We start from the raw sequence: 20784 nt of genomic DNA on the forward strand, positions 1-20784 counted from the left end.
CGGGGTTTTTACCTAACGCTGTAAGGAAAAACTAGTCTTCGAGGCGAAGAAAGGTCGTCCGGTAGTGGGCGAGCTCTTCGATGGACTCGTGCACGTCGGCCAGCGCGGTGTGCGCCTGCTGCTTCTTGAAGCTGGTGTAGGCCGCGGGCTTCCAGCGCTTGGCCAGTTCCTTGAGCGTGCTGACGTCGAGGTTGCGGTAGTGGAAGTAGGCCTCGAGCTTGGGCATGTACTTCACCAGGAAACGGCGGTCCTGGCCGATGGTGTTGCCGCACATGGGCGAGCCCTGCCTGGGGATGTAGCGCGAGATGAACTCGATCAGCTGCTTCTCGGCGGCCGCTTCATCGATGGTCGAGGCCTTGACCTTGTCGATCAGGCCGCTGCGGCCGTGGGTGCCCTTGTTCCAGGCGTCCATCGCGTCGAGCACGGCGTCGCTCTGGTGAATGACCAGCACCGGGCCTTCGATGCGCGGCGTGAGGTTGGGGCCGGTGATCACCACGGCGATCTCCAGCAGGTGTTCTTTTTCGGGGTCGAGGCCGCTCATTTCACAGTCGAGCCAGACCAGATTCTGGTCGCTCTTCTTCAGCGTGGGGACGGGTGCGGCGGGGGTCGGAGCGATGGATTCGGACATCGCCGGATTGTCGTCGAAGGTGTACGGGCACCGCGGGGATGCACGGGCCGGGGGCTAAACTCGGCGCCCCATGTCCCACGCACTCGGCTTCACCTGCGCCTTCGCCGCCGCACTCATCGCCGGCCTCGCCGTGAAGTTCTGGCTGGCCACGCGCCAGATCCGCCACGTGGCGCGTCACCGCGACGCCGTGCCGGCCGTCTTCGCGCAGACCATGACCCTGGCCGCCCACCAGAAGGCGGCCGACTACACCGTCGCCAAGACCCGCTTCGGCCTGCTCGAGATGGCCTGGGGCGCGGCGCTGCTGCTGGCCTGGACGCTGCTCGGCGGCCTCGACCTGCTCAACAAGGTGCTGCTGGTGTGGATCGGCGGCGGCATGGCGCAGCAACTGACGCTGCTCGCGGCCTTCGTGCTGATCGGCGGGCTGCTCGACCTGCCCTTCACGCTGTGGCAGACCTTCCGGCTCGAGGAGCGCTTCGGTTTCAACAAGATGAGCTTCAAGCTCTGGCTGGGCGACGCGGTCAAGGGCATGGTGCTCGGCGCGGTCATCGGCCTGCCGATCGCGGCGCTGATCCTCTGGCTCATGGGCGCGGCCGGCGAACTCTGGTGGCTCTGGGCCTGGGCCGCGTGGACCGGCTTCAACCTGCTGCTGATGCTGGTGTACCCGAGCTTCATCGCGCCGCTGTTCAACAAGTTCAAGCCGCTGGACGACGCCAGCCTCAAGGCCCGCGTGACGGCGCTGATGCAGCGCTGCGGCTTCGCGGCCAAGGGCCTGTTCGTGATGGATGGCAGCCGCCGCAGCGCACATGCCAACGCCTACTTCACCGGCTTCGGCGCCAGCAAGCGCGTGGTGTTCTACGACACGCTGCTGCGCCAGCTGAACGCCGGCGAGGTCGAGGCGGTGCTGGCGCACGAGCTGGGCCATTTCAAGCACCGCCACATCGTCAAGCGCATGGTCACGATGTTCGCGCTCAGCCTGGCCGGCTTCGCGCTGCTGGGCTGGGTGTCGAGCCAGTCTTGGTTCTACGCGGGCCTGGGCGTGCAGCCCAACATGGCCGCGCCCAACAACGCGCTGGCGCTGCTGCTGTTCATGCTGGCGGTGCCGGTGTTCGGCTTCTTCGTGGCGCCGCTGTCGGCCCGGATGTCGCGCAAGCACGAGTTCGAGGCCGACGCCTATGCGGTGGCCCAGACCAGCGGTGCCGACCTGGCCGCCGCGCTGCTCAAGCTCTACCAGGACAACGCGTCGACGCTCACGCCCGACCCGGTGTTCGTCAAGTTCTACTATTCGCACCCGCCGGCCTCGGAGCGCCTCGCGCGCATGGGCACGGCCTGATGCCCCTCTCTGGAGATTCCGCACCATGACCAGCATGCTCAACATCAAGGACTGGAAGAACACGCCGCCACGGCGTGCCCAGAGCGCCACGGAGATTGTCAGCGCCCTCGCCCGCCTCGAGGGCTGGAAGCTCACCGGCGACGGCGCGGCCGTGGCGATCGAGAAGACCTACACCTTCACGAACTACTTCGAGACCATCGCCTTCGTGAACGCGCTGGCCCTGGTGGCGCACCGCTTCGACCACCACCCCGACCTCTCGGTGCACTACAACCGCTGCGTGGTGCGCTTCAACACGCACGACGTGGCCGGCATCTCGGCCACCGACTTCGAGTGCGCGGCCCAGGCCGACGCATTGCTGGCGGCTGCATGAGGTTTGACCGTGGCTAAGCCACGCAGCGCCACGGCCGCCGCCAACGCCGCCCTCCGCGACGGCCTGGTGATCGCGAGCCACGGCCGCCATTGCCTGGTCGAGACGCCCGACGGCGAACGCCGCATCTGCCATCCGCGTGGGAAGAAGAGCCAGTCCGTGGTCGGTGACCGCGTGAAGTGGCAGGCCAGCGAGGACGAGGGCACCATCGAGAAGGTGGTGGAGCGCAAGAACCTGTTCTACCGGCAGGACGAGATCCGCACCAAGTCCTTCGCGGCCAACCTCGACCAGGTGCTGATCCTGATCGCGGCGGAGCCCGAGTTTTCCGAGCACCAGCTGGCGCGCGCGCTGATCGCGGCCGAGGCCGAGCGCATCACGCCGATCATCGCGCTCAACAAGCGCGACCTGGCCGTGCCCTTCGCGCGTGCCTGGGCCCGGCTCGAACCCTATCGGCGCATGTACCCCGGCGTGCTGCCGCTGTCGCTCACGGCTTCGGGCGCCGACGACCGCGCGGTGCTGATGCAGCAGCTGGCCGGCAAGAGCACGCTGGTGCTCGGGCCTTCGGGCGCGGGCAAGAGCACGCTGATCAACCTGCTGGTGCCGAGCGCCTCGGCGCTGACCAACGAGATTTCCTACGCGCTCAACTCGGGCAAGCACACGACCACCAGCACCACCTGGTACTGGGTCGATGCAGAGCGCACCACGGGGCTGATCGACTCGCCGGGCTTTCAGGAATTCGGGCTCAACCACATCGAGCCGATGCAGCTCGCCAAGCTGATGCCCGACATCGCCGCGCATGCGGACAACTGCAAGTTCTACAACTGCTCGCACCTGCACGAACCAGGCTGCGGCGTGATCGCGCAGGTCGATTCGCCGGCGCACCCGGGCGCGATCAACACCACGCGCTATCGGATCTACGGCGAGCTCTTTGCCGAGCTGAGCCAGACGCGCTACTGACACCTGTCGACCGCCGAGCCCACCTCACGACGCTGCGATTTCGCCTTGCCCTTACGATGGGGCGACATCATCTCGATGGCCCACCGCAGGCTGCTGGACGCACTCCATGGAACTCCGCCAACTTCGGTATTTCGTGAAAGTCTGCGAGTTGCGCAGCATGGGCCGTGCTGCCATCGAGCTGGGTGTGGTGACATCGGCGCTGAGTCAGCAGATCAGCCGTCTGGAGGGCGAACTCAGCACACGGTTGCTTCAGCGCAGCAGCACCGGCGTCAGCCCGACCGACGCCGGCGTGGCTTTCCTGCAGCAGGCGCAGCTGACGCTCCGCCATGCCGACGAGGCGGTGCGCGCGGCGCAGCAGGCGCGTCTGTCGGGGCACGTGAGCGTGGGCCTGGCGCCCACCACCGCCTCCGTGCTCGGGCTGCCCCTGATGCAGGCCATGCGCGCTCGTTACCCCGACGTGCGGCTGCACCTGGTGGAGTCGCTGTCGGGCAATCTGGCCAGCATGTTGCAGGCTCGCCAACTCGATTTGGCCGTGCTGTTCGAGACCACCACGCCGCGTCGTTGGAGCATCGAGCCCTTGCTCGATGAAAAGCTCTTCGTCCTCGCCGCCACCGAACTGGCGCAGCGGCCGGCTGGCGCCAAGGTGCGGCTGACCCAGCTCGCCGAGGTGCCGTTGATCATGCCGAGCGCCGGACATGGTCTGCGCGCCACGCTCACTGCCGCGTTCCAAAGGGCGCGCGTCGTGCCCCGCGTCGTCGCCGAGATCGACGGCCTCGCACTCCTGATGGATGCCGTACGTGCCGGCCTGGGCGCGACGATCCAGCCCGGGGCCGCCATCGCGCGGCAGGCAGCGGACGGCGTGCACAGCAGCCAGATCACCGATGCGCATGTGGGCCGTCGCAGCCTGCTGGTCAGCCTGTCGGACGACGAACTGTCACCGGCCGCTCTGGCCACCCGCGTGGTGATGGCGGACACCGCCCGTGCGCTGGTGCGCGAAGGCCGATGGGTCGGCGCGAGCCTTCACGAAAACTGAACGCCCGTTGCCTGAAGTAGCCTTTCGGCAGAAGGGCTGCGTGCCTAAAGTCTCCTGACCCACAAGGAGACGAAGATGAGCGATGAGCAGGCCGATGTACTGGTCATAGGGGGCGGCAATGCCGCACTCTGCGCCGCACTGATGGCGCGCGAAGCCGGCGCCAGCGTGCTGCTGCTCGAAGCGGCGCCCAAGGCCTGGCGTGGCGGCAACTCGCAGCACACGCGCAATCTGCGCTGCATGCACGACGCGCCGCAGGACGTGCTGGTCGAAGCCTACCCCGAGGAAGAATACTGGCAGGACCTGCTCAAGGTGACGGGCGGGCTGACCGACGAACACCTGGCCCGGCTGGTCATTCGTGCTTCATCCAGCTGTCGCGACTGGATGCGCAGCCACGGCGTGCACTTCCAGCCGCCCCTTTCGGGCGCACTGCATGTGGCGCGCACCAACGCGTTTTTCATGGGCGGCGGCAAGGCGCTGATGAACGCCTACTACCGCAGCGCCGAGCGCCTCGGCGTGCGGATCCGCTACGAGACGCCGGTGGTGTCGGTGGAACTCGACGGCGAGCGTTTCACAGCCGTCCGAACGGAGGGCGGTGAACGCATCACCGCAAGAAGCTGCGTGCTCGCAGCCGGCGGCTTCGAGTCGAACCGCGAATGGCTGCGCGAGGCCTGGGGCCAGAACGAGCGTGGCGAATGGCCGGCCGACAATTTCCTGATCCGCGGCACGCGGTTCAACCAGGGCGTCCTGCTCAGGCAATTGATCGATGCCGGCGCCGACACCGTCGGCGATCCCTCGCAGGGTCACATGGTGGCCATCGACGCCCGCGCACCGCTCTACGACGGCGGCATCTGCACGCGCATCGACTGCGTGTCGCTGGGCGTGGTGGTCAACCGCGAGGCTCGCCGCTTCTACGACGAAGGCGAGGACTTCTGGCCCAAGCGCTATGCCATCTGGGGACGGCTGGTGGCACAGCAGCCGGGCCAGGTGGCCTACTCCATCATCGATCAGAAGGCCGTGGGCCGCTTCATGCCACCGGTGTTCCCCGGCACGGTCGCCGACACGCTGCCCGAGCTGGCGCGCCAGCTCGGGTTGGACGAAGCGACCTTTCTACACACCATCTCCGACTACAACGCGGCGTGCCATGTCGGCCGCTTCGACCACACGGCCCTCGACGACTGCCATACCGAAGGCCTGGTCCCCGCCAAGACCCATTGGGCGCGTCCCATCGACACCGCGCCCTTTCATGCCTACCCGCTGCGCCCTGGCATCACCTTCACCTACCTGGGCTTGAAGGTGGACGACAGCACGGCCGTGCGCTTCGACGATCGGCCCAGTCCCAACCTCTTCGTGGCCGGCGAAATGATGGCCGGCAACGTGCTCGGCAAGGGCTACACCGCCGGCGTCGGCATGAGCATCGGCACCGCCTTCGGCCGCATCGCTGGCACCCAGGCCGCAGCCGCCGTCCTGCAGCAGAAGGAGTTTCTCCATGCAAACGCTTGAAGCCCTGGCACGCGACGCCGCGTCGCTCGCAGAGGGTCCGCGCCGCGTGATCCCCATTCTTTCGGCCGCCGAGACCGAGGTCGGCCGGCAGATGCAGATCTGCAACGCCTGCCGCTACTGCGAGGGCTTCTGCGCGGTTTTCCCGGCGATGACGCGCCGGCTCGAATTCGGCAAGGCCGACATCCATTTCCTGGCGAACCTCTGCCACAACTGCGGCGCCTGCCTGCATGCCTGCCAGTACGCGCCGCCGCACGAGTTCGCCGTCAACGTGCCGAAGGCCATGGCCGAGGTGCGCGGCCAGACCTATGTGGACTACGCCTGGCCGCCCGCACTGGGCGTGCTCTACCAACGCAACGGGCTCACGCTTTCCCTGGCCTTGGCTGCTGCGCTGGCGCTGTTCCTGGCGCTCGCCGTGGCGATGAAGGGCGGCCTGTGGGGCGCCGCGCCTGGCGAGAACTTCTACAGCGTGTTTCCGCACAACCTGCTGGTGGGACTGTTCGCCCCGGTGTTCCTGTTCGCCACCTTGGCGCTGGCCATGGGGGTGCGGCGTTTCTGGCGCGACATCACACCAGCCACCAGCGGCGCGCCGCTGAATGGCCGCGCTGCAGCCGAAGCCACCGATGCGGTGCTGCGTCTCAAGTACCTGGACGGCGGCCATGGCGAGGGTTGCCACAACGAAGACGACGCCTACACGCTGGCACGCAGGCGCTTTCACCATCTCACCTTCTACGGCTTCATGCTGTGCTTCGCCGCCACCAGCGTGGCCACGCTGTACCACTACGCCTTCGGTTGGGTTGCACCCTACGCCCTTCCGAGTCTCCCCAAACTGCTTGGCGTGGTCGGTGGCATCAGCCTGATGCTCGGCACTGCGGGCCTGTGGCACCTGAACCGCAAGCGCCATCCCCTGCATGGCGACCTGGCTCAAAAGCCGATGGACCTGGGCTTCATCGCCCTGTTGTTCCTCACCAGCGCCAGCGGCCTGGCCCTGTGGCTCGGCCGCGGTACGCCGGCCCTGGCCCTGCTGCTGTGCCTGCACCTGGGCGCGGTCATGGCGCTGTTCGCCACCATGCCCTACGGCAAGTTTGGCCACGGCATCTTCCGAAGCGCCGCGTTGCTGCGCCATGCCGTCGAGAAGCGCCTGCCCAACCCCGTCGGCCTCGGCGTGGACTGATCACAACCCGACAACCCCACGGAGACCTCGATGAACAAAAGACAACTTCTGCACTTCACGGCGCTGGGCGCGGCCCTTTGCCTGGCGGGGCATGCGCATGCCCAGGACTTCCCGCCGAAGAAACCCGTCACGATGGTGGTCGGCTTCGCGCCGGGCGGCGCAGCGGACGCAGCGGCACGACTGATCGCCAAGAAGCTCGGCGAGGACATCGGCCAGACGGTGATCATCGACAACAAGGCCGGCGCCGGCGGCAACATCGCGCACCAGTACGTGGCCAACGGGCCTGTCGACGGCTCGATGCTCCTGTTCGGCTCCATCGGCCCCCTGACCATCGCACCGCATGTGATGAAGGTGAGCTACGACCCGTTCAAGGACCTGGCTGCGATCTCCGGAGGCGTGAACTTTCCCAATGTGCTGGTGGTGCACAAGGGCGTGGGTGCGAAGACCCTGGCCGAGTTCGTCGCGCTGTCGAAGAAGAAGCCCGGCAGCATCGACTTCGCATCGACCGGTGCCGGCTCCGCATCCCATCTGGCCGGAGAGCTGTTCAATCAACGCGCCGGCATCGACATGGTGCATGTGCCCTACAAGGGCGGCGCGCCTGCCCTGCAGGACTTGCTGGGCCAGCGCATCGCCTCGTATTTTTCGGCGCCGCCGACTGCACTGCCCCAGGTCGAGGCGGGCAATCTGATCCCGCTGGCGACCACCGGCCTGACGCGTCCGGCCTACATGCCCAACATCCCGACGGTGGCGGAGTCGGGCTACCCGGGCTTCGAAGCGCTCAACTGGTACGCCTTCGTGGCACCCGGCAAGACACCCGTGGCCTTGCTGGAGCGGTGGAACCAGGCCATCGTCAAGGTTCTGGCCGACCCCGGCGTGAAGGACGCGCTCAACAAGCACGGCCTGACGCCGCAGCCCACCACACGCGCACAACTCACCGATTTCATGAGGAAAGAGGACCTCAAATGGAGCGCCATCGTGCGCGATCGGAAGATCACCGCGAATTAGGGCCCGGCAACCCGCGCTGCGCGCGGGGCATTCGGACTCACCCCACCTCGACTTCGATCCGGCGCGCCTGCGCATGCGCGGCTTTGGGAATCCGCAGACGGAGCACGCCCTGCTGGAACTCCGCACTCACCTTTTCCGTGTCGAGTTCGTTGCTCAAGGTGAAAGAGCGCCGGAATCGCGCCAGACCCACTTCCGTGTGGCTCGACTGCAAGCCTTCGGGCTGTGCCAAGGCAGATTCTGCTTCGATCGTGAGCGTGTGGGCCTCGACATTCAGCTGTAGCTTGTCGCGAGATACGCCTGGAAGGTCGGCATACAGGGTGATGCCTCCGCTATCCTCGACCACGTCGACCGGCGGCGTCAGCGCAGCATCGCTGTAGTGGGCGCGCTGTGGGTGGCCCGCCGACGGTTGCTTCGAGGCGTCGTCCTTGGTCGCGGGCGTCTGCTGGATGTTCATTTCGTTCTCTCCTTTCGATGGTGTCACGTCCGATCACTGAACCGCGATGCGCCGCGGCTGTGCGCTCGCCCGGCGCTGAATGCTGATCCGCAGCACGCCATCGCTGTAGCGGGCGTTGACCGCCTCCGGATCTGCATCGTCGGGAAGGGTGAGCACCCGATGGAAGCTGCCCTCGAAACGTTCGTTGATGTGGATTGCGGCCTTGGCATCGGGCGCCGGAAGACCCGTCTCGCGATGGCCTGCGATGGTGAGCAGCCCGCGCTCCAGCTTCACGTCGATTTCCGCTGGATCGAGGCCGGGCGCAAACGCGTACACCTCGATGGACTGCGGCGTGCTGCCGACGTTGATGGCCGGGAAATTGTTTCGGCCCACGCCGCGGATGGTGGGGGACAAGTCGAACGCCTGCTGCATGTCGCGCTGCAGGCGATCGAGCTCGGCGAACATGTCGCGGGGAAAGAGCGATCGGTACATGGCGAAACCTCCTGTGGTTGAACGAAGGCGCGCTGGAAGCGTGTCCAGCGCGTCCGATCGGTAACTAGGGGATCCGCCATGAAGTTCAAGAGCCCGTGATTTGATTTTTTCCCGCTCTTCGAGCGGGTTGAAATGCCACGGCGCTTGAGATCGCCTTGGTCGGGAGGCCCCCTCACGACGGCAAGTCCGACATGGCTTGTAGGCGCCGCGCCGACTTGCAAACGGATGGCTCAACGCTACGCTTTCGGGCGCTGATTTTTCATTCCCCCTAGAGGAGAACGCCATGTCGATCCAGTTCCTGAGGCAAGTGGCCGCCATGCCGCTTCCAAAGGCTTTCACCAGTCCCAAGGATATTGATGCCGTCAAGATCCTCCGGCAGGCTGGGTTGGTGATTGCCAAAGTGGGCGAGCCACCGGAGTGCGGGGCGCAGGTCATTGCGATCACGGAGAAAGGAAACGCCGAGCTGTTGCGTTTTCACTATCCGGCTCGGAATGCACCCGACGCCAGTACGAAGCCCTCCTGGCTCCATCTCGCGGCGAGCCGAGCTCGCTCGATCATCCACAAGAAGGGTGGCGCGGGTACAGAGCGCTTCTGAGTCGGCTCGCAGACCGATACGGTCTGACACGCACTGTCGCCACCGCTTGAGAAAGGAGTTGCCATGCCACCGCCTTCTGACTTTTCTGCGACACCCCACGATGGTCGCCCCCACAAGACCGCAAGCGTCGCTCGCCGCCCCTACCTGAGCGAAAAGCAGCTCGAGGCTTATCTCATCACCCGGGATGCTTTGCGCCGTGTCAAGCGGGCGTCAGGCCTCCTGGCGCATCCAAGAGGCACCGCCCCCGCGAGACCACCCCAATCCAGTCAACGTGATTCGTTCACCGGGCCCCATCGGCTCGGAATGGGATGGCGATCCGCGACTCGCTAACCGCCTGTCACCGGCGGAAAGAATGCGACTTCGCAACCATCGTGCAGCGCAGCCGTTTCGTCGCGCATGGTCTGGTCGAGCGCCATGCGCACGGCCTTGCCGCGCGCCAGCGCCGTGGCATGCGGCATGCCCCGTGCGATGAGTTCGTCGCGCAGTTCGGCCAGCGTGGCGGCCTGCGTGTCGACGGTCTCGCCGCCGCCCAGTGCTTCACGCACCGAGGCGAAGTAACGGATGGCGATCTTCATGGTGTCAGGCCAGCAGGGTGGCGAAAGAGATGAACTGCACCATGTCGCCGCGGCGGATGGGCTGCCCGGCCGGCGTGTCGACCACGCCGTCGCCCCAGACCGCGGAGGTGAGCACGCCCGAGCTCTGGTTCGGGAACAGATCGAGCCCGCCCTCTGCATTGCGGCGCGCGCGCAGGAACTCGCGGCGGCGGTCGGCGCGCGGCCAGTCGAAGTCGGCACGCATGGCCACCGGCTGCGGCGCCACATGCGTCGCGCCCTGCAGCGCCAGCAGGAAGGGACGCACCAGCAGCACGAAGGTCATGAAGCTGGAGACCGGGTTGCCCGGCAGGCCCGTGAGATGCGCCTGGCCGATGCGGCCGTAGGCAAACGGCTTGCCGGGCTTGATCGCGAGCGACCACAGCTGCAGTTCGCCCAGCGCCTCGACCGCGCCCTTGATGTGGTCTTCCTCGCCGACCGACACGCCGCCGGTGGTGATGATCAGGTCGTTGTGTTCGGCCGCGCCACGCAGCGCTTCGATGGTCGCATCGCGGCGGTCGGGCACGATGCCCAGGTCGCTCACCTCGCAGCCCAGGCGCTGCAGCAGCGCGCGCATGAAGAAGCGGTTGGAGTTGTAGATCGCGCCGGGCTTCATGGCCTCGGGTGCGACCTCGCCCGGCATCACGAGTTCGTCGCCGGTCGACAGCAGCACCACGCGCGGTCGCCGGGCCACCATCAGGCGGTCGAGGCCCACGCTGGCCGCCAGGCCCAGTGCCGCCGGCCCCAGCCGCTCGCCGCGCGCCAGCACCACGTCGCCCCGCGACACGTCTTCGCCGGCACGGCGGATCCACTGCCCCGCCGCCGGTACGGTGTCGATGCGCACGCGGCCCGGCGTGCCCTCCTCGGGCAGCGCGCTGGCCTCTTCCTGCATCACGACCGCATCGGCGCCGTCGGGGATCTGCGCGCCGGTGAAGATGCGCGCCGCGGTACCGGCCGCGAGCGGCGTGCCGACGCTGCCGGCCGGAATGCGCTGCGCGACCGTGAGCACGGCACCGGCGCTCGAGCAGTCGGCCGCACGCACCGCGTAGCCGTCCATCGCACTGTTGTCGCGCGGCGGCACCGTGAGGCCGGACACCACGTCCTGCGCCAGCACGCGGCCGTCGGCCTCGAAAGTCGACACGCTCTGCGCATCGAGCGGCCGGGCCCGGGCGAGCAGGCTTGCCAGCGCCTCGTCGAGCGGCGTGAGCCGGGGGCGTTCAACGGAAGGAGAGCGCATGGTTCTCGGCCTTGTAGTCGAAGCGTTGTGCGTTGTCGAGCAGCCATTGCACGATGCCCTCGGCATCGTCGAGATCGAACACCGGCCGCAGAGTCGGCTCCGGCAGCGCATCGGGACGGTCGGTGGCGAGCGCCACGATGAAGACATCGTCGGGGTATTGCGCGGGCCGCTCGCCCTGCGCCGAGCCGGTCTCGCGCAGCACCTCGATCTTGAGCAGGTCGCTGTGCTTGAAGCCCTCGACCAGCACCCAGTCGACGCCGTCGTAGAGTTCGGCGATCAGGTGGTGCACCGAGAGCTCCGACGGCTGCTCGAACTCGCGCATCAGCGCGAGCCGCCGGTCGGACGCGACCACCACTTCGAAGGCACCGGCCTCGCGATGGCGGTAGCTGTCCTTGCCCGGGTGGTCGACGTCGAACTTGTGGTGCGCATGCTTGACCACCGACACCCGCTGGCCACGCCGCTTCAGCACGGGGATGAGCCGCTCGACCAGCGTGGTCTTGCCGGCGCCTGAATACCCTGCGAAGCCGATGACGTGCATGGCGCTCGGGCCTAGTCGCAGTGCTCGGCGATGTAGGCCTTGACCGCCTCCGCATCGGCGGGCAGCTTGACCACGCGCTTGGGCAGGTTCTCGATGCCTTCGAAGCGGGCCGGCCGCTCGGGCTCGTGGCCCAGCGCCTCGACGATGGTCTCGGCGAACTTGATCGGCAGCGCGGTCTCGAGAATGATCATCGGCACGCCGGGCGACAGGTGCTCGCGCGCGGCCTTCACGCCGTCGGCGGTGTGGGTGTCGATCAGCACGGCGAAGCGCTTGTCGGTGTCGCGGATCGTGGCCAGGCGGTCGGCGTGCGTGCTGCGGCTGCTCACGAAACCGAAGCGCTCGGCCGCCTGCGCGAAGGCCGGGTCGGCGCTCAGGTCGAAGCTCCCGCTGCGGCCGAGTTCGCCTTCGAACAGCGCACGGGTCTTCGCTCCGTCGCGGCCCAGCAGGTCGAACACGAAGCGCTCGAAGTTGCTGGCCTTGGAGATGTCCATTGAGGGGCTGGACGTCTCGTGCGTGTCGGCGGCCGAGCGCACGCGGTAGACACCGGTGCGAAAGAACTCGTCGAGCACGTCGTTCTCGTTGGTGGCGACCACCAGCGTGCGGATCGGCAGCCCCATCATGCGCGCCACGTGGCCCGCGCAGACGTTGCCGAAGTTGCCCGAGGGCACGGTGAAGCTCACCGTCTTGTCGTCGGTCGACGTCGCCTGGAAGTAGCCCGCGAAGTAGTAGACAACCTGCGCGAGCAGGCGCGCCCAATTGATCGAGTTGACGGTGCCGATGCGGTACTTGCGCTTGAAGCCCAGGTCGTTCGACACGGCCTTGACGATGTCCTGGCAGTCGTCGAACACGCCTTCGATGGCGATGTTGTGGATGTTGGCGTCCTGCAGGCTGAACATCTGCGCTTGCTGGAACGCACTCATGCGGCCGTCGGGCGAGGTCATGAACACGCGCACGCCCTTCTTGCCGCGCATCGCGTACTCGGCCGCGCTGCCGGTGTCGCCGCTGGTCGCGCCCAGGATGTTGAGCTGCGCGCCGCGGCGTCCCAGTTCGTACTCGAACAGGTTGCCCAGCAGCTGCATCGCCATGTCCTTGAAGGCCAGCGTGGGGCCGTTGGACAGGCCTTCGAGGTACACACCGTCCTCGAGTTCGCGCAGCGGCACGATCTCTTCGGAGCCGAACACCTCGGCCGTGTACGTCTTCGCGCACAGCGCCTTCAGTTCCTCGGTGGGAATGTCGTCGATGTAGAGCGAGAGGATCTCGTAGGCCAGTTCGGCATACGGCAGCCCACGCCACTTGGCGAGCGTGGCGGCATCGACCTGCGGGTAGTGCTCGGGCAGGTACAGGCCGCCGTCGGGCGCCAGGCCCTCGAGCAGGATGTCGCAGAACTGGCGGCGCTCGATGTCGCCGCGGGTCGAGAGATAGCGCATCAGGACAGCTCTTCCTTGCGGATGCGCACGATCGGCGCAAGCACGGTCGGCAGCGCCTGCAGTTCGACCATCGCGTCGTCGAGCGTGCCTTCGCGCGTGTCGTGCGTGAGGATGATCAGGTCGGTCTGGGTCGAGCCCTCGCCGCCCACTTCATCGGCCTCGCGCTGCAGCACCGCATCGATGCTGATGCCCGCGCTGGCCAGCAGGCCCGTGACCTTGGCCAGCACGCCGGCCTCGTCGGCCACGCGCAGGCGCAGGTAGTAGCTGGTGACCACCTCGCGCATCGGCACGATCTTCAGGTCGTCGCTCATCGCGTTGGGGTGGAAGGCCAGGTGCGGCACGCGCTGCGCGGCATCGGCCGTGTGCAGGCGCGTGATGTCGACCAGGTCGGCGATCACCGCGCTGGCGGTCGGTTCGCTGCCGGCGCCCTTCCCGTAGTAGAGCGTGGTGCCCACGGCGTCGCCGTGCACCACCACCGCGTTCATCGCGCCTTCGACGTTGGCCAGCAGGCGCTTGGCCGGCACCAGGCTGGGGTGCACGCGCAGCTCGATGCCGCCTGCGGCGCGGCGCGTGATGCCCAGCAGCTTGATGCGATAGCCCAGTTGCTCGGCGTACTTGATGTCCTGCGCAGCCAGCTTGGTGATGCCCTCGACATGGGCCTTGTCGAACTGCACCGGGATGCCGAAGGCGATCGCGCTCATCAGCGTGACCTTGTGCGCAGCGTCGACGCCTTCGATGTCGAAGGTCGGGTCGGCCTCGGCGTAGCCCAGCCGCTGGGCTTCCTTGAGCACGGTGGCGAAGTCCAGGCCCTTGTCGCGCATCTCGGACAGGATGAAGTTGGTGGTGCCGTTGATGATCCCGGCGATCCACTGGATGCTGTTGGCGGTCAGGCCTTCGCGCAGCGCCTTGATGATCGGAATGCCGCCGGCCACGGCCGCTTCGAACGCGACCATCACGCCCTTCTGCTGGGCCGCCGCGAAGATCTCGGTGCCGTGCACCGCGAGCAGTGCCTTGTTGGCCGTGACCACGTGCTTGCCGGCCGCGATGGCCTCGAGCACCAGCTGCTTGGCGATGCCGTAGCCGCCGATCAGCTCGATCACGATGTCGATGTCCGGATTGGCGATCACGGCGCGCGCGTCGGCGACCACCTGCACGCCTTCGCCCACGGCCGCGCGGGCACGGGCGGTGTCGAGGTCGGCCACCATGGTGATTTCGATGCCGCGACCGGCGCGGCGCTTGATTTCTTCCTGATTGCGCTGGAGCACGTTGAACGTGCCGCTACCGACGGTGCCGATGCCGAGCAGGCCGACCTGGATGGGTTTCATGGATACAACTTCAGTCAAAACGAAAAGGGACGGATGGCCGTGCAATGCGCACTCAGGCGAAGCGGGCGCGGTAACGCTCGAGGAACTTGGCGATTCGGCTGATGGCCTCGCGCAGGTCTTCTTCATGGGGCAGGAACACGATGCGGAAATGCTGGTTGTCCGGGAAATTGAAGCCCGATCCCTGCACCAGCATCACGCGTGTCTCGCGCAGCACCTGCATGAAGAACTCGCGGTCGTCCGCGATCGGGTACATCACCGGGTCCAGCCGGGGAAACATGTAGAGCGCGGCCTCGGGCTTGACGCAGGTCACGCCCGGAATGGCGGTGATCAGCTCGTAGGCCATGTCGCGCTGGCGCCGCAGACGGCCGCCCGGCTTCACCAGGTCCTTGATGCTCTGGTAGCCGCCGAGCGCGGTCTGGATCGCCCACTGGCCCGGCACGTTGGAACCGAGCTTGAGGTTGGCCAGCATGTTCAGGCCTTCGATGTAGTCGGTCGCGTCGCCCTTCGGGCCCGACACGATCATCCAGCCGGCGCGGTAGCCGCAGGAGCGGTAGGCCTTCGACAGCGAGTTGAAGGTGATGGTCAGCACGTCGGTCGACAGGCTGGCCATGGCCGTGTGCTTCGCGTCGTCGTAGAGCACCTTGTCGTAGACCTCGTCGACCAGCAGCACCAGGTTGTGCTCGCGTGCGATCGCGACCATGCCGCGCAGCAGCTCGTCGGGGTAGAGCACGCCGGTCGGGTTGTTGGGGTTGATCACGACGATGCCGCGGGTGCGGGGCGTGATCTTGGCGCGGATGTCAGCCAGGCTGGGCAGCCAACCCCTGTCTTCTTCGCAGAGGTAGTGCACCGGCTTGCCGCCGGACAGCGACACGGCCGCGGTCCACAGCGGGTAGTCGGGCATGGGCACCAGCAGTTCGTCGCCGTCGTCGAGCAGCGCATTGGTCGCCATCACGATCAGTTCGCTCGCGCCGTTGCCGAGGTAGATGTCGTCGAGCGTGACGCCTTCGATGCCCTGCTGCTGCGTGTAGTGCATCACCGCCTTGCGCGCGGCGAAGATGCCCTTGCTGTCGGAGTAGCCCGCCGAGTCCGGCAGGTTGCGGATCATGTCCTGCTGGATTTCTTCGGGCGCATCGAAGCCGAACGGCGCCATGTTGCCGATGTTGAGCTTGATGATCTTCTGACCATCCTCTTCCATCTGACGGGCTGCGTCGACGATCGGGCCGCGGACGTCGTAGAGAACATTGGCCAGTTTGGCCGACTTCTTGAGCTGCTTCAAAGTCCCTCCAGAGGGTGCCTGCACAGGGGAAAACCTATAATTTGACCACAGTTCCCCGCCCCTACAGATGAAGCTTCAACCCGACAAATCCGACGTCCAGACCCTCACCGCGCACGGGCCGGGCTGGGTGGCGATCAACAACGAGCGGGTCGAGCACAGCGTGGTGCTGGGCTCGCGCGGCGAGCGTTTCGCCTGGGAGTGCACCCACTTCGACGAATTGGGCCCGGAACACTTTGCCCAACTTGCGGCGCTGGGGGCCGAACTGGTGATCTTCGGCAGCGGCCAGCGCATCCGCTTTCCGCAGCCCACATGGCTGCGGCCCTTGATGGCGCAGCGCACCGGCGTGGAAACCATGGACACCGCGGCCGCCTGTCGCACCTACAACATCCTTGCGAGCGAAGGGCGCCACGTGGTGGCGGCCCTGCTGGTCGAGCCGCCAAAAGCTGGCAATTAGAGGCCATTTCGAGCTAAAATATCGGGTTGCGAACGGCGATCCGCCCTCAGATCCCCTCTCAGTCAAGCAACGACCAATCTTCCATCGTTTTCGGCCTTGCAGCCGCACGAATGGAAACCAACGGAGAAAACAAGTTTCATGGCGATCGTTGTCAACAAACCCATCCCCGAATTCGAATCCAACGCCACCGGCGGTCTCAAGGTGTCGAACACCTCGCACCTCGGGCACGTTCTGGTGATGTATTTCTACCCCAAGGACAACACGCCAGGCTGCACCACCGAAGCCATGCAGTTCCGGGATCGCTACAAGGATTTCGTGAAGGCAGGCGCGACTGTTTTCGGTGTATCGCGTGACAACATGAAGTCACACGACGAATTCAAGGCCAAGCTCGAGCTGCCGTTCGAACTCATCGCCGACACCGAAGAAAAGATGTGCCATATGTTCGGCGTGGTCAAGAACAAGATCATGTACGGCAAGAAGGTCAAGGGCATCGAGCGCAGCACCTTCCTGATCGGCGCCGATGGCATCCTCAAGGCCGAATGGCGCGGACTCAAGGTCCCCGGCCATGTCGACGACGTTCTCAAGGCCGTCAAGGCCCTGAAGAAAGCCGCCTGACAAGCGCCGTTTTTCGCGGCCCTGTTGGCGACACACCACGTCATACCGATGCAGCACGCACGGTGTGCATAATGGCTTCATGCCGTTGAGCTCCACGACCGCATTCCCCGAACAAAGCCGCCCTGGTCTTCAGGCGGCTTTTTCGTTTTCCGGCTTCCTCTTTGCGAGCACACTGCCCCATGCCCTTGCCTCCCGCTCCCACGAAACGCGCCGCCCTTCTCTCGCCTGACGCCGTCGACGCGCCAGCCCACGCGTCGACCAAGGCCTCGCGCCGCGGCGGCCGGAATGCCGAGGATGTTCACGGCAACGGCTCGCGCGCATTGGAATTGTTCGACGAACGCAGCCAGGGTGCAGCCGCCCCACGTGTGGCCACGGCGCCCGCGCCCGAAGTCGCTCGGCAGATCGAGACCAAGCCCCGGCCCGCCCCCAAGCCCGAAACCGCATCGGAGATGCCGCAGGCCCGCGCCGAACGCGCACCGGCTCCGGTGCCTGCACCGACGCCCGTCCCGGCGCCCGCGCCCGTGGTGGCACAGAGCCCCGCACCGCGCGCTCGCGGCGGCGCCCAGGAAGCGGCCCGCCCACGACGCGCCAAGTCGACCGGCCCCGCGAAGCTGTTCGTGCTCGACACCAACGTGCTGCTGCACGATCCGATGTGCCTGTTCCGCTTCGAGGAGCACGACGTCTTCCTGCCGATGATCGTGCTCGAGGAACTCGATGGCCACAAGAAGGGCACGACCGAAGTGGCCCGCAACGGGCGTCAGACCAGCCGCACGCTGGACGCGCTCGCCGGCGCCAAGGACGCCGACATCGCCAAGGGCCTGAAGCTGGACACCACCGGCCATCGCGAGGCCCGCGGCAAGCTGTTCTTCCAGACCGCCCCGCTCGACTACACGCTGCCGACCAGCCTGCCGCAGGGCAAGGCCGACAACCAGATCCTGGGCGTGGTGCAGGCGCTGCGCGACCTGTACGCCAACGACCGCCCGGGCCAGCCGAAGCAGGAGGTGGTGCTGGTGTCGAAAGACATCAACATGCGCGTCAAGGCGCGCGCGCTGGGCCTGGCTGCGGACGACTACCAGAACGACAAGACGCTGGAGGACGGCGACCTGCTCTATGCCGGCTCCTACGCCCTGCCGGCCGACTTCTGGACGCGCCAGAGCAAGACCGTCGAGAGCTGGCAGAGCGGCAGCAGCACCTTCTACCGCATCAGCGGGCCGATCGTGCCGAACCTCTACATCAACCAGTTCGTGTTCTTCGAGGCACCGGGCGAGCCGAGCATGTATGCGCGCGTGACCGAGATCCGCGACAAGACCGCGGTGCTCAAGACGCTCAAGGATTACGCCTCGGGCAAGAACGCGGTGTGGGGCGTGAACACGCGCAATCGCGAACAGAACTTCGCGATGAACCTGCTGATGGACCCGGACATCGACTTCGTCACGCTGACCGGCACCGCCGGCACCGGCAAGACGCTGATGGCGCTGGCTTCGGGCCTGACGCAGGTGCTCGACGACCGGCGCTACACCGAGATCATCATGACCCGCGCCACGGTGAGCGTGGGCGAGGACATCGGCTTCCTGCCCGGCACCGAGGAAGAGAAGATGGGCCCCTGGATGGGCGCGCTGGACGACAACCTCGAGTTCCTGGCCAAGGGCGACGGCGGCGGCGCAGGCGAATGGGGCCGTGCGGCCACCAATGAGCTGATCCGCAGCCGGATCAAGATCAAGAGCATGAACTTCATGCGCGGTCGGACCTTCCTGAACAAGTACGTGATCATCGACGAAGCGCAGAACCTGACGCCCAAGCAGATGAAGACGCTGATCACCCGGGCCGGCCCGGGCACCAAGATCATCTGCATGGGCAACCTGGCGCAGATCGACACGCCTTACCTCACGGAAGGCTCTTCGGGCCTGACCTTCGCGGTCGACAAGTTCAAAGGCTGGCCGCACAGCGGGCACATCACGCTGGCACGCGGCGAGCGTTCGCGGCTGGCGGATTTCGCGAGCGAAGTGCTTTAAGCTCCGGCCCCTGGACAAAGCCCGCCTGCTTTTCGAAGCACGGCGGGCTTTTTTTCGTCTGCAGTGACAGGCTCCTGACAAGACGTTGTCAGGAGCCGGGTCGCACCATCGGAGCTCCCTCAATAGACACGAAAGAGAGCCCTCCATGCCCCAACAAAACGCCATCACCTGGTTCGAGATTCCGGTCGCCGACCTCGACCGCGCCCAGGCCTTCTATGAAACCGTGCTGGCCCGCAAGCTGCATCGCGAAGACTTCGGCGGCGACGCGCTGGCCGTGTTTCCCCACGACAAGCCCGCCACGGGCGGCGCCCTGCAGGCCGGCGCCAGTGCCACCGCGCGCGCCGGCAGCAGCATCCGCATCTACCTGGACTGCATGCCCAGCATCGACGCCGTGCTCGCGCGCATCGAGCCGGCCGGTGGTCAGATCGTCGCGCCCAAATCCGCCTTGCCGCCCGGCATGGGCTTCATCGCCCACATGCGCGACACCGAAGGCAACGAGGTCGGCCTCCACGCGTTGGCCTGAAGCCGCCAGGTCGTCCGCAACGGGATCGCCGTGTTCACCGGCCAGGGCGAGATGCCGCAGATGGTGATCGCCACCTGGCAGCGCATCTGGCAGTATTTCGAGGCGCATCCGGAAATCGTGCGCAGCCGCCGCAGCGATTTCGAGGCCTGCGAAGGACCCGACAAAGTGGCGATTCATATCGGAGTTGCATGAAACCAAGAAAGACTTGGCACGACCGGCTCGCCAGCTACCCTCACCTGCCGAACGTCAAGGAGATTCCCACCGCCATGCGCGCCCGCCATGGCGAGGGGACCATCGCCACGAACTTCGCGAAGAAGCTCACCGGAACGCATTGATGCGCCGCGCCGACCGCCTGTTCCAGCTCGTGCAGCTCATCCGCGGGCGCCGGCTCACCACGGCCGCCTTCCTGGCGCAGCGCCTTGAGGTGTCCGAACGCACGGTGTACCGCGACGTGGCCGACCTTCAGCACCAGGGCGTGCCCATCGAAGGCGAAGCCGGCGTGGGCTACCGGCTGGGTGCGGGCTTCGAGTTGCCCCCATTGATGTTCACGCAGGGCGAGGCTGCGGCGCTGGTGGCCGCAGCGCGAATGGCGCAAAGCTGGGTCGATCCGGCGCTGGCGCGCGACATCGAGAGCGGGCTGGGCAAGATCCTGTCGGCGCTACCGCCGGCTGCCCGGGTTTCCGCCGAAGCGCTGGCGCTCTATGCACCCGCGATGGGCCTGGACGACGCCCTGAGCGCGCGACTGCAAACGCTGCGCGAGTCGGTGCAGTCGCACCACAAGCTGCGGCTGCATTACCGTGACGTGTCGGGTGATGCCAGTGAGCGCATCGTGCGTCCGCTGGGCTGCTTCTATTGGGGCAAGGTCTGGACACTGTCGACCTGGTGCGAACTGCGCGGCGATTTCCGAGGCTTCCGTGTGGACCGCATGGATGCGATCGAGAGACTGCCCGAGCGCTTCCGCGACGAGCCGGGCAAGACGCTGGCCGACATGCTGCGGCAGTTGAAGTCTGAAAAAGTGCGGGACAAGAGCGTGCCGCAGAAACCGCACGACACGCAGTCGAGGGCTCGCACCCGGACGAAAACCGGCTGAATTCGTCGGCTTGCGGCGAGTTCTGTTTCGTTCAATCGAATTCAATTCGTTCAGCGAAACCATTTCCCCAAAAAGAAAAGCCCCAACCGTTAGGTTGGGGCTTGTCTAGGGCTGTAAGAGCCTGACGATGACCTACTTTCACACGGGAACCCGCACTATCATCGGCGCTGACGCGTTTCACTGTCC

Annotated in this window: 23 protein-coding genes and 1 pseudogene; 15 read left to right on the forward strand and 9 right to left on the reverse strand. The window is 66.5% G+C overall.

Annotated features, from left to right (window positions below):
- Nucleotides 1-31: 31 nt before the first annotated feature.
- Nucleotides 32-628 carry an oligoribonuclease gene (orn, locus tag ACSFBC_RS24510; protein WP_435512939.1) on the reverse strand — a complete coding sequence of 199 codons (597 nt, stop codon included), beginning with the start codon at nucleotides 626-628 and terminating at the stop codon, nucleotides 32-34.
- 70 nt (nucleotides 629-698) lie between these two features.
- Here orn and ACSFBC_RS24515 point away from each other — a divergent pair, with 70 nt between their 5' ends.
- From ACSFBC_RS24515 to ACSFBC_RS24545, 7 genes are all read left to right on the forward strand, one after another.
- Nucleotides 699-1958, forward strand: a complete 1260-nt coding sequence (locus ACSFBC_RS24515) for a M48 family metallopeptidase (protein ID WP_435512940.1) — start codon at nucleotides 699-701, stop codon at nucleotides 1956-1958.
- 25 nt (nucleotides 1959-1983) lie between these two features.
- On the forward strand, nucleotides 1984-2328 hold the full coding sequence (locus ACSFBC_RS24520; protein ID WP_219210079.1) for a 4a-hydroxytetrahydrobiopterin dehydratase: 345 nt from the start codon (nucleotides 1984-1986) through the stop codon (nucleotides 2326-2328).
- Between the two features lie 9 nt (nucleotides 2329-2337).
- Complete coding sequence (gene rsgA / locus ACSFBC_RS24525) at nucleotides 2338-3282, forward strand: ribosome small subunit-dependent GTPase A (protein WP_435512941.1); 945 nt, start codon at nucleotides 2338-2340, stop codon at nucleotides 3280-3282.
- A gap of 106 nt (nucleotides 3283-3388) precedes the next feature.
- Nucleotides 3389-4315 carry a LysR family transcriptional regulator gene (locus ACSFBC_RS24530; RefSeq protein WP_435512942.1) on the forward strand — a complete coding sequence of 309 codons (927 nt, stop codon included), beginning with the start codon at nucleotides 3389-3391 and terminating at the stop codon, nucleotides 4313-4315.
- A gap of 75 nt (nucleotides 4316-4390) precedes the next feature.
- Nucleotides 4391-5815: an FAD-dependent tricarballylate dehydrogenase TcuA gene (gene tcuA / locus ACSFBC_RS24535; protein ID WP_435512943.1), complete on the forward strand. Its 1425-nt coding sequence runs from the start codon at nucleotides 4391-4393 to the stop codon at nucleotides 5813-5815.
- Nucleotides 5802-6986, forward strand: a complete 1185-nt coding sequence (gene tcuB / locus ACSFBC_RS24540; protein ID WP_435512944.1) for a tricarballylate utilization 4Fe-4S protein TcuB — start codon at nucleotides 5802-5804, stop codon at nucleotides 6984-6986. Before tcuA ends, tcuB begins: the two co-directional genes overlap by 14 nt.
- Before the next feature lie 30 nt (nucleotides 6987-7016).
- Nucleotides 7017-7991, forward strand: a complete 975-nt coding sequence (locus tag ACSFBC_RS24545) for a Bug family tripartite tricarboxylate transporter substrate binding protein (RefSeq protein ID WP_435512945.1) — start codon at nucleotides 7017-7019, stop codon at nucleotides 7989-7991.
- Between the two features lie 37 nt (nucleotides 7992-8028).
- On the opposite strand, the gene ACSFBC_RS24550 is transcribed toward ACSFBC_RS24545, so the two are convergent.
- Nucleotides 8029-8445, reverse strand: a complete 417-nt coding sequence (locus ACSFBC_RS24550; protein ID WP_435512946.1) for an Hsp20/alpha crystallin family protein — start codon at nucleotides 8443-8445, stop codon at nucleotides 8029-8031.
- Between the two features lie 33 nt (nucleotides 8446-8478).
- Nucleotides 8479-8916, reverse strand: coding sequence for an Hsp20/alpha crystallin family protein (locus ACSFBC_RS24555; RefSeq protein WP_435512947.1), 438 nt, complete (start codon nucleotides 8914-8916; stop codon nucleotides 8479-8481).
- A gap of 283 nt (nucleotides 8917-9199) precedes the next feature.
- Between ACSFBC_RS24555 and ACSFBC_RS24560 the strand changes: the two genes are divergently transcribed.
- Complete coding sequence (locus ACSFBC_RS24560) at nucleotides 9200-9511, forward strand: hypothetical protein (RefSeq protein WP_435512948.1); 312 nt, start codon at nucleotides 9200-9202, stop codon at nucleotides 9509-9511.
- Between the two features lie 326 nt (nucleotides 9512-9837).
- Here the strand turns inward: ACSFBC_RS24560 and moaD are convergent, their stop codons facing one another.
- From moaD to ACSFBC_RS24590, 6 genes are read right to left on the reverse strand one after another with little or no spacing between them, the layout of a single operon-like run.
- Nucleotides 9838-10086: a molybdopterin converting factor subunit 1 gene (moaD, locus tag ACSFBC_RS24565; protein WP_435512949.1), complete on the reverse strand. Its 249-nt coding sequence runs from the start codon at nucleotides 10084-10086 to the stop codon at nucleotides 9838-9840.
- Nucleotides 10087-10090: 4 nt separating this feature from the next.
- Entirely contained in the window at nucleotides 10091-11338 is a 1248-nt protein-coding gene (locus ACSFBC_RS24570) for a molybdopterin molybdotransferase MoeA (protein ID WP_435512950.1), read from the reverse strand.
- Nucleotides 11319-11876: a molybdopterin-guanine dinucleotide biosynthesis protein B gene (gene mobB / locus ACSFBC_RS24575; protein ID WP_435512951.1), complete on the reverse strand. Its 558-nt coding sequence runs from the start codon at nucleotides 11874-11876 to the stop codon at nucleotides 11319-11321. Before mobB ends, ACSFBC_RS24570 begins: the two co-directional genes overlap by 20 nt.
- Nucleotides 11877-11887: 11 nt before the next feature.
- Nucleotides 11888-13303, reverse strand: coding sequence for a threonine synthase (gene thrC, locus ACSFBC_RS24580; RefSeq protein WP_435512952.1), 1416 nt, complete (start codon nucleotides 13301-13303; stop codon nucleotides 11888-11890).
- Nucleotides 13303-14628 (reverse strand): homoserine dehydrogenase, encoded by a 1326-nt coding sequence (locus ACSFBC_RS24585; RefSeq protein ID WP_435512953.1) that lies wholly within the window; start codon nucleotides 14626-14628, stop codon nucleotides 13303-13305. Before ACSFBC_RS24585 ends, thrC begins: the two co-directional genes overlap by 1 nt.
- Before the next feature lie 52 nt (nucleotides 14629-14680).
- Nucleotides 14681-15904 carry a pyridoxal phosphate-dependent aminotransferase gene (locus tag ACSFBC_RS24590; protein ID WP_435512954.1) on the reverse strand — a complete coding sequence of 408 codons (1224 nt, stop codon included), beginning with the start codon at nucleotides 15902-15904 and terminating at the stop codon, nucleotides 14681-14683.
- Nucleotides 15905-15971: 67 nt separating this feature from the next.
- Here ACSFBC_RS24590 and ACSFBC_RS24595 point away from each other — a divergent pair, with 67 nt between their 5' ends.
- The 7 genes and pseudogenes from ACSFBC_RS24595 to ACSFBC_RS24625 all read left to right on the forward strand — a co-directional run bounded on the left by ACSFBC_RS24595 (nucleotide 15972) and on the right by ACSFBC_RS24625 (nucleotide 20598).
- A complete protein-coding gene (locus tag ACSFBC_RS24595) occupies nucleotides 15972-16358 on the forward strand; it encodes an Mth938-like domain-containing protein (protein WP_435512955.1) in 387 nt (128 codons plus the stop codon).
- 138 nt (nucleotides 16359-16496) lie between these two features.
- Entirely contained in the window at nucleotides 16497-16973 is a 477-nt protein-coding gene (locus ACSFBC_RS24600) for a peroxiredoxin (protein ID WP_183027129.1), read from the forward strand.
- A 179-nt stretch (nucleotides 16974-17152) separates the two neighbouring features.
- On the forward strand, nucleotides 17153-18985 hold the full coding sequence (locus ACSFBC_RS24605; RefSeq protein WP_435512956.1) for a PhoH family protein: 1833 nt from the start codon (nucleotides 17153-17155) through the stop codon (nucleotides 18983-18985).
- A gap of 145 nt (nucleotides 18986-19130) precedes the next feature.
- A complete protein-coding gene (locus ACSFBC_RS24610) occupies nucleotides 19131-19508 on the forward strand; it encodes a VOC family protein (RefSeq protein WP_435512957.1) in 378 nt (125 codons plus the stop codon).
- A 30-nt stretch (nucleotides 19509-19538) separates the two neighbouring features.
- Nucleotides 19539-19700, forward strand: a pseudogene (locus ACSFBC_RS24615) (AraC family transcriptional regulator); the annotation flags it as partial.
- Nucleotides 19697-19843, forward strand: a complete 147-nt coding sequence (locus tag ACSFBC_RS24620; RefSeq protein ID WP_435512958.1) for a hypothetical protein — start codon at nucleotides 19697-19699, stop codon at nucleotides 19841-19843. The pseudogene ACSFBC_RS24615 and the gene ACSFBC_RS24620, both read left to right, overlap by 4 nt.
- On the forward strand, nucleotides 19843-20598 hold the full coding sequence (locus ACSFBC_RS24625; protein WP_435512959.1) for a helix-turn-helix transcriptional regulator: 756 nt from the start codon (nucleotides 19843-19845) through the stop codon (nucleotides 20596-20598). The genes ACSFBC_RS24620 and ACSFBC_RS24625 overlap by 1 nt, the downstream gene beginning before the upstream one ends.
- Nucleotides 20599-20784: the final 186 nt, after the last annotated feature.

It is taken from the genome of Variovorax frigidus (assembly GCF_051216515.1).
Lineage (GTDB): Bacteria > Pseudomonadota > Gammaproteobacteria > Burkholderiales > Burkholderiaceae_C > Variovorax.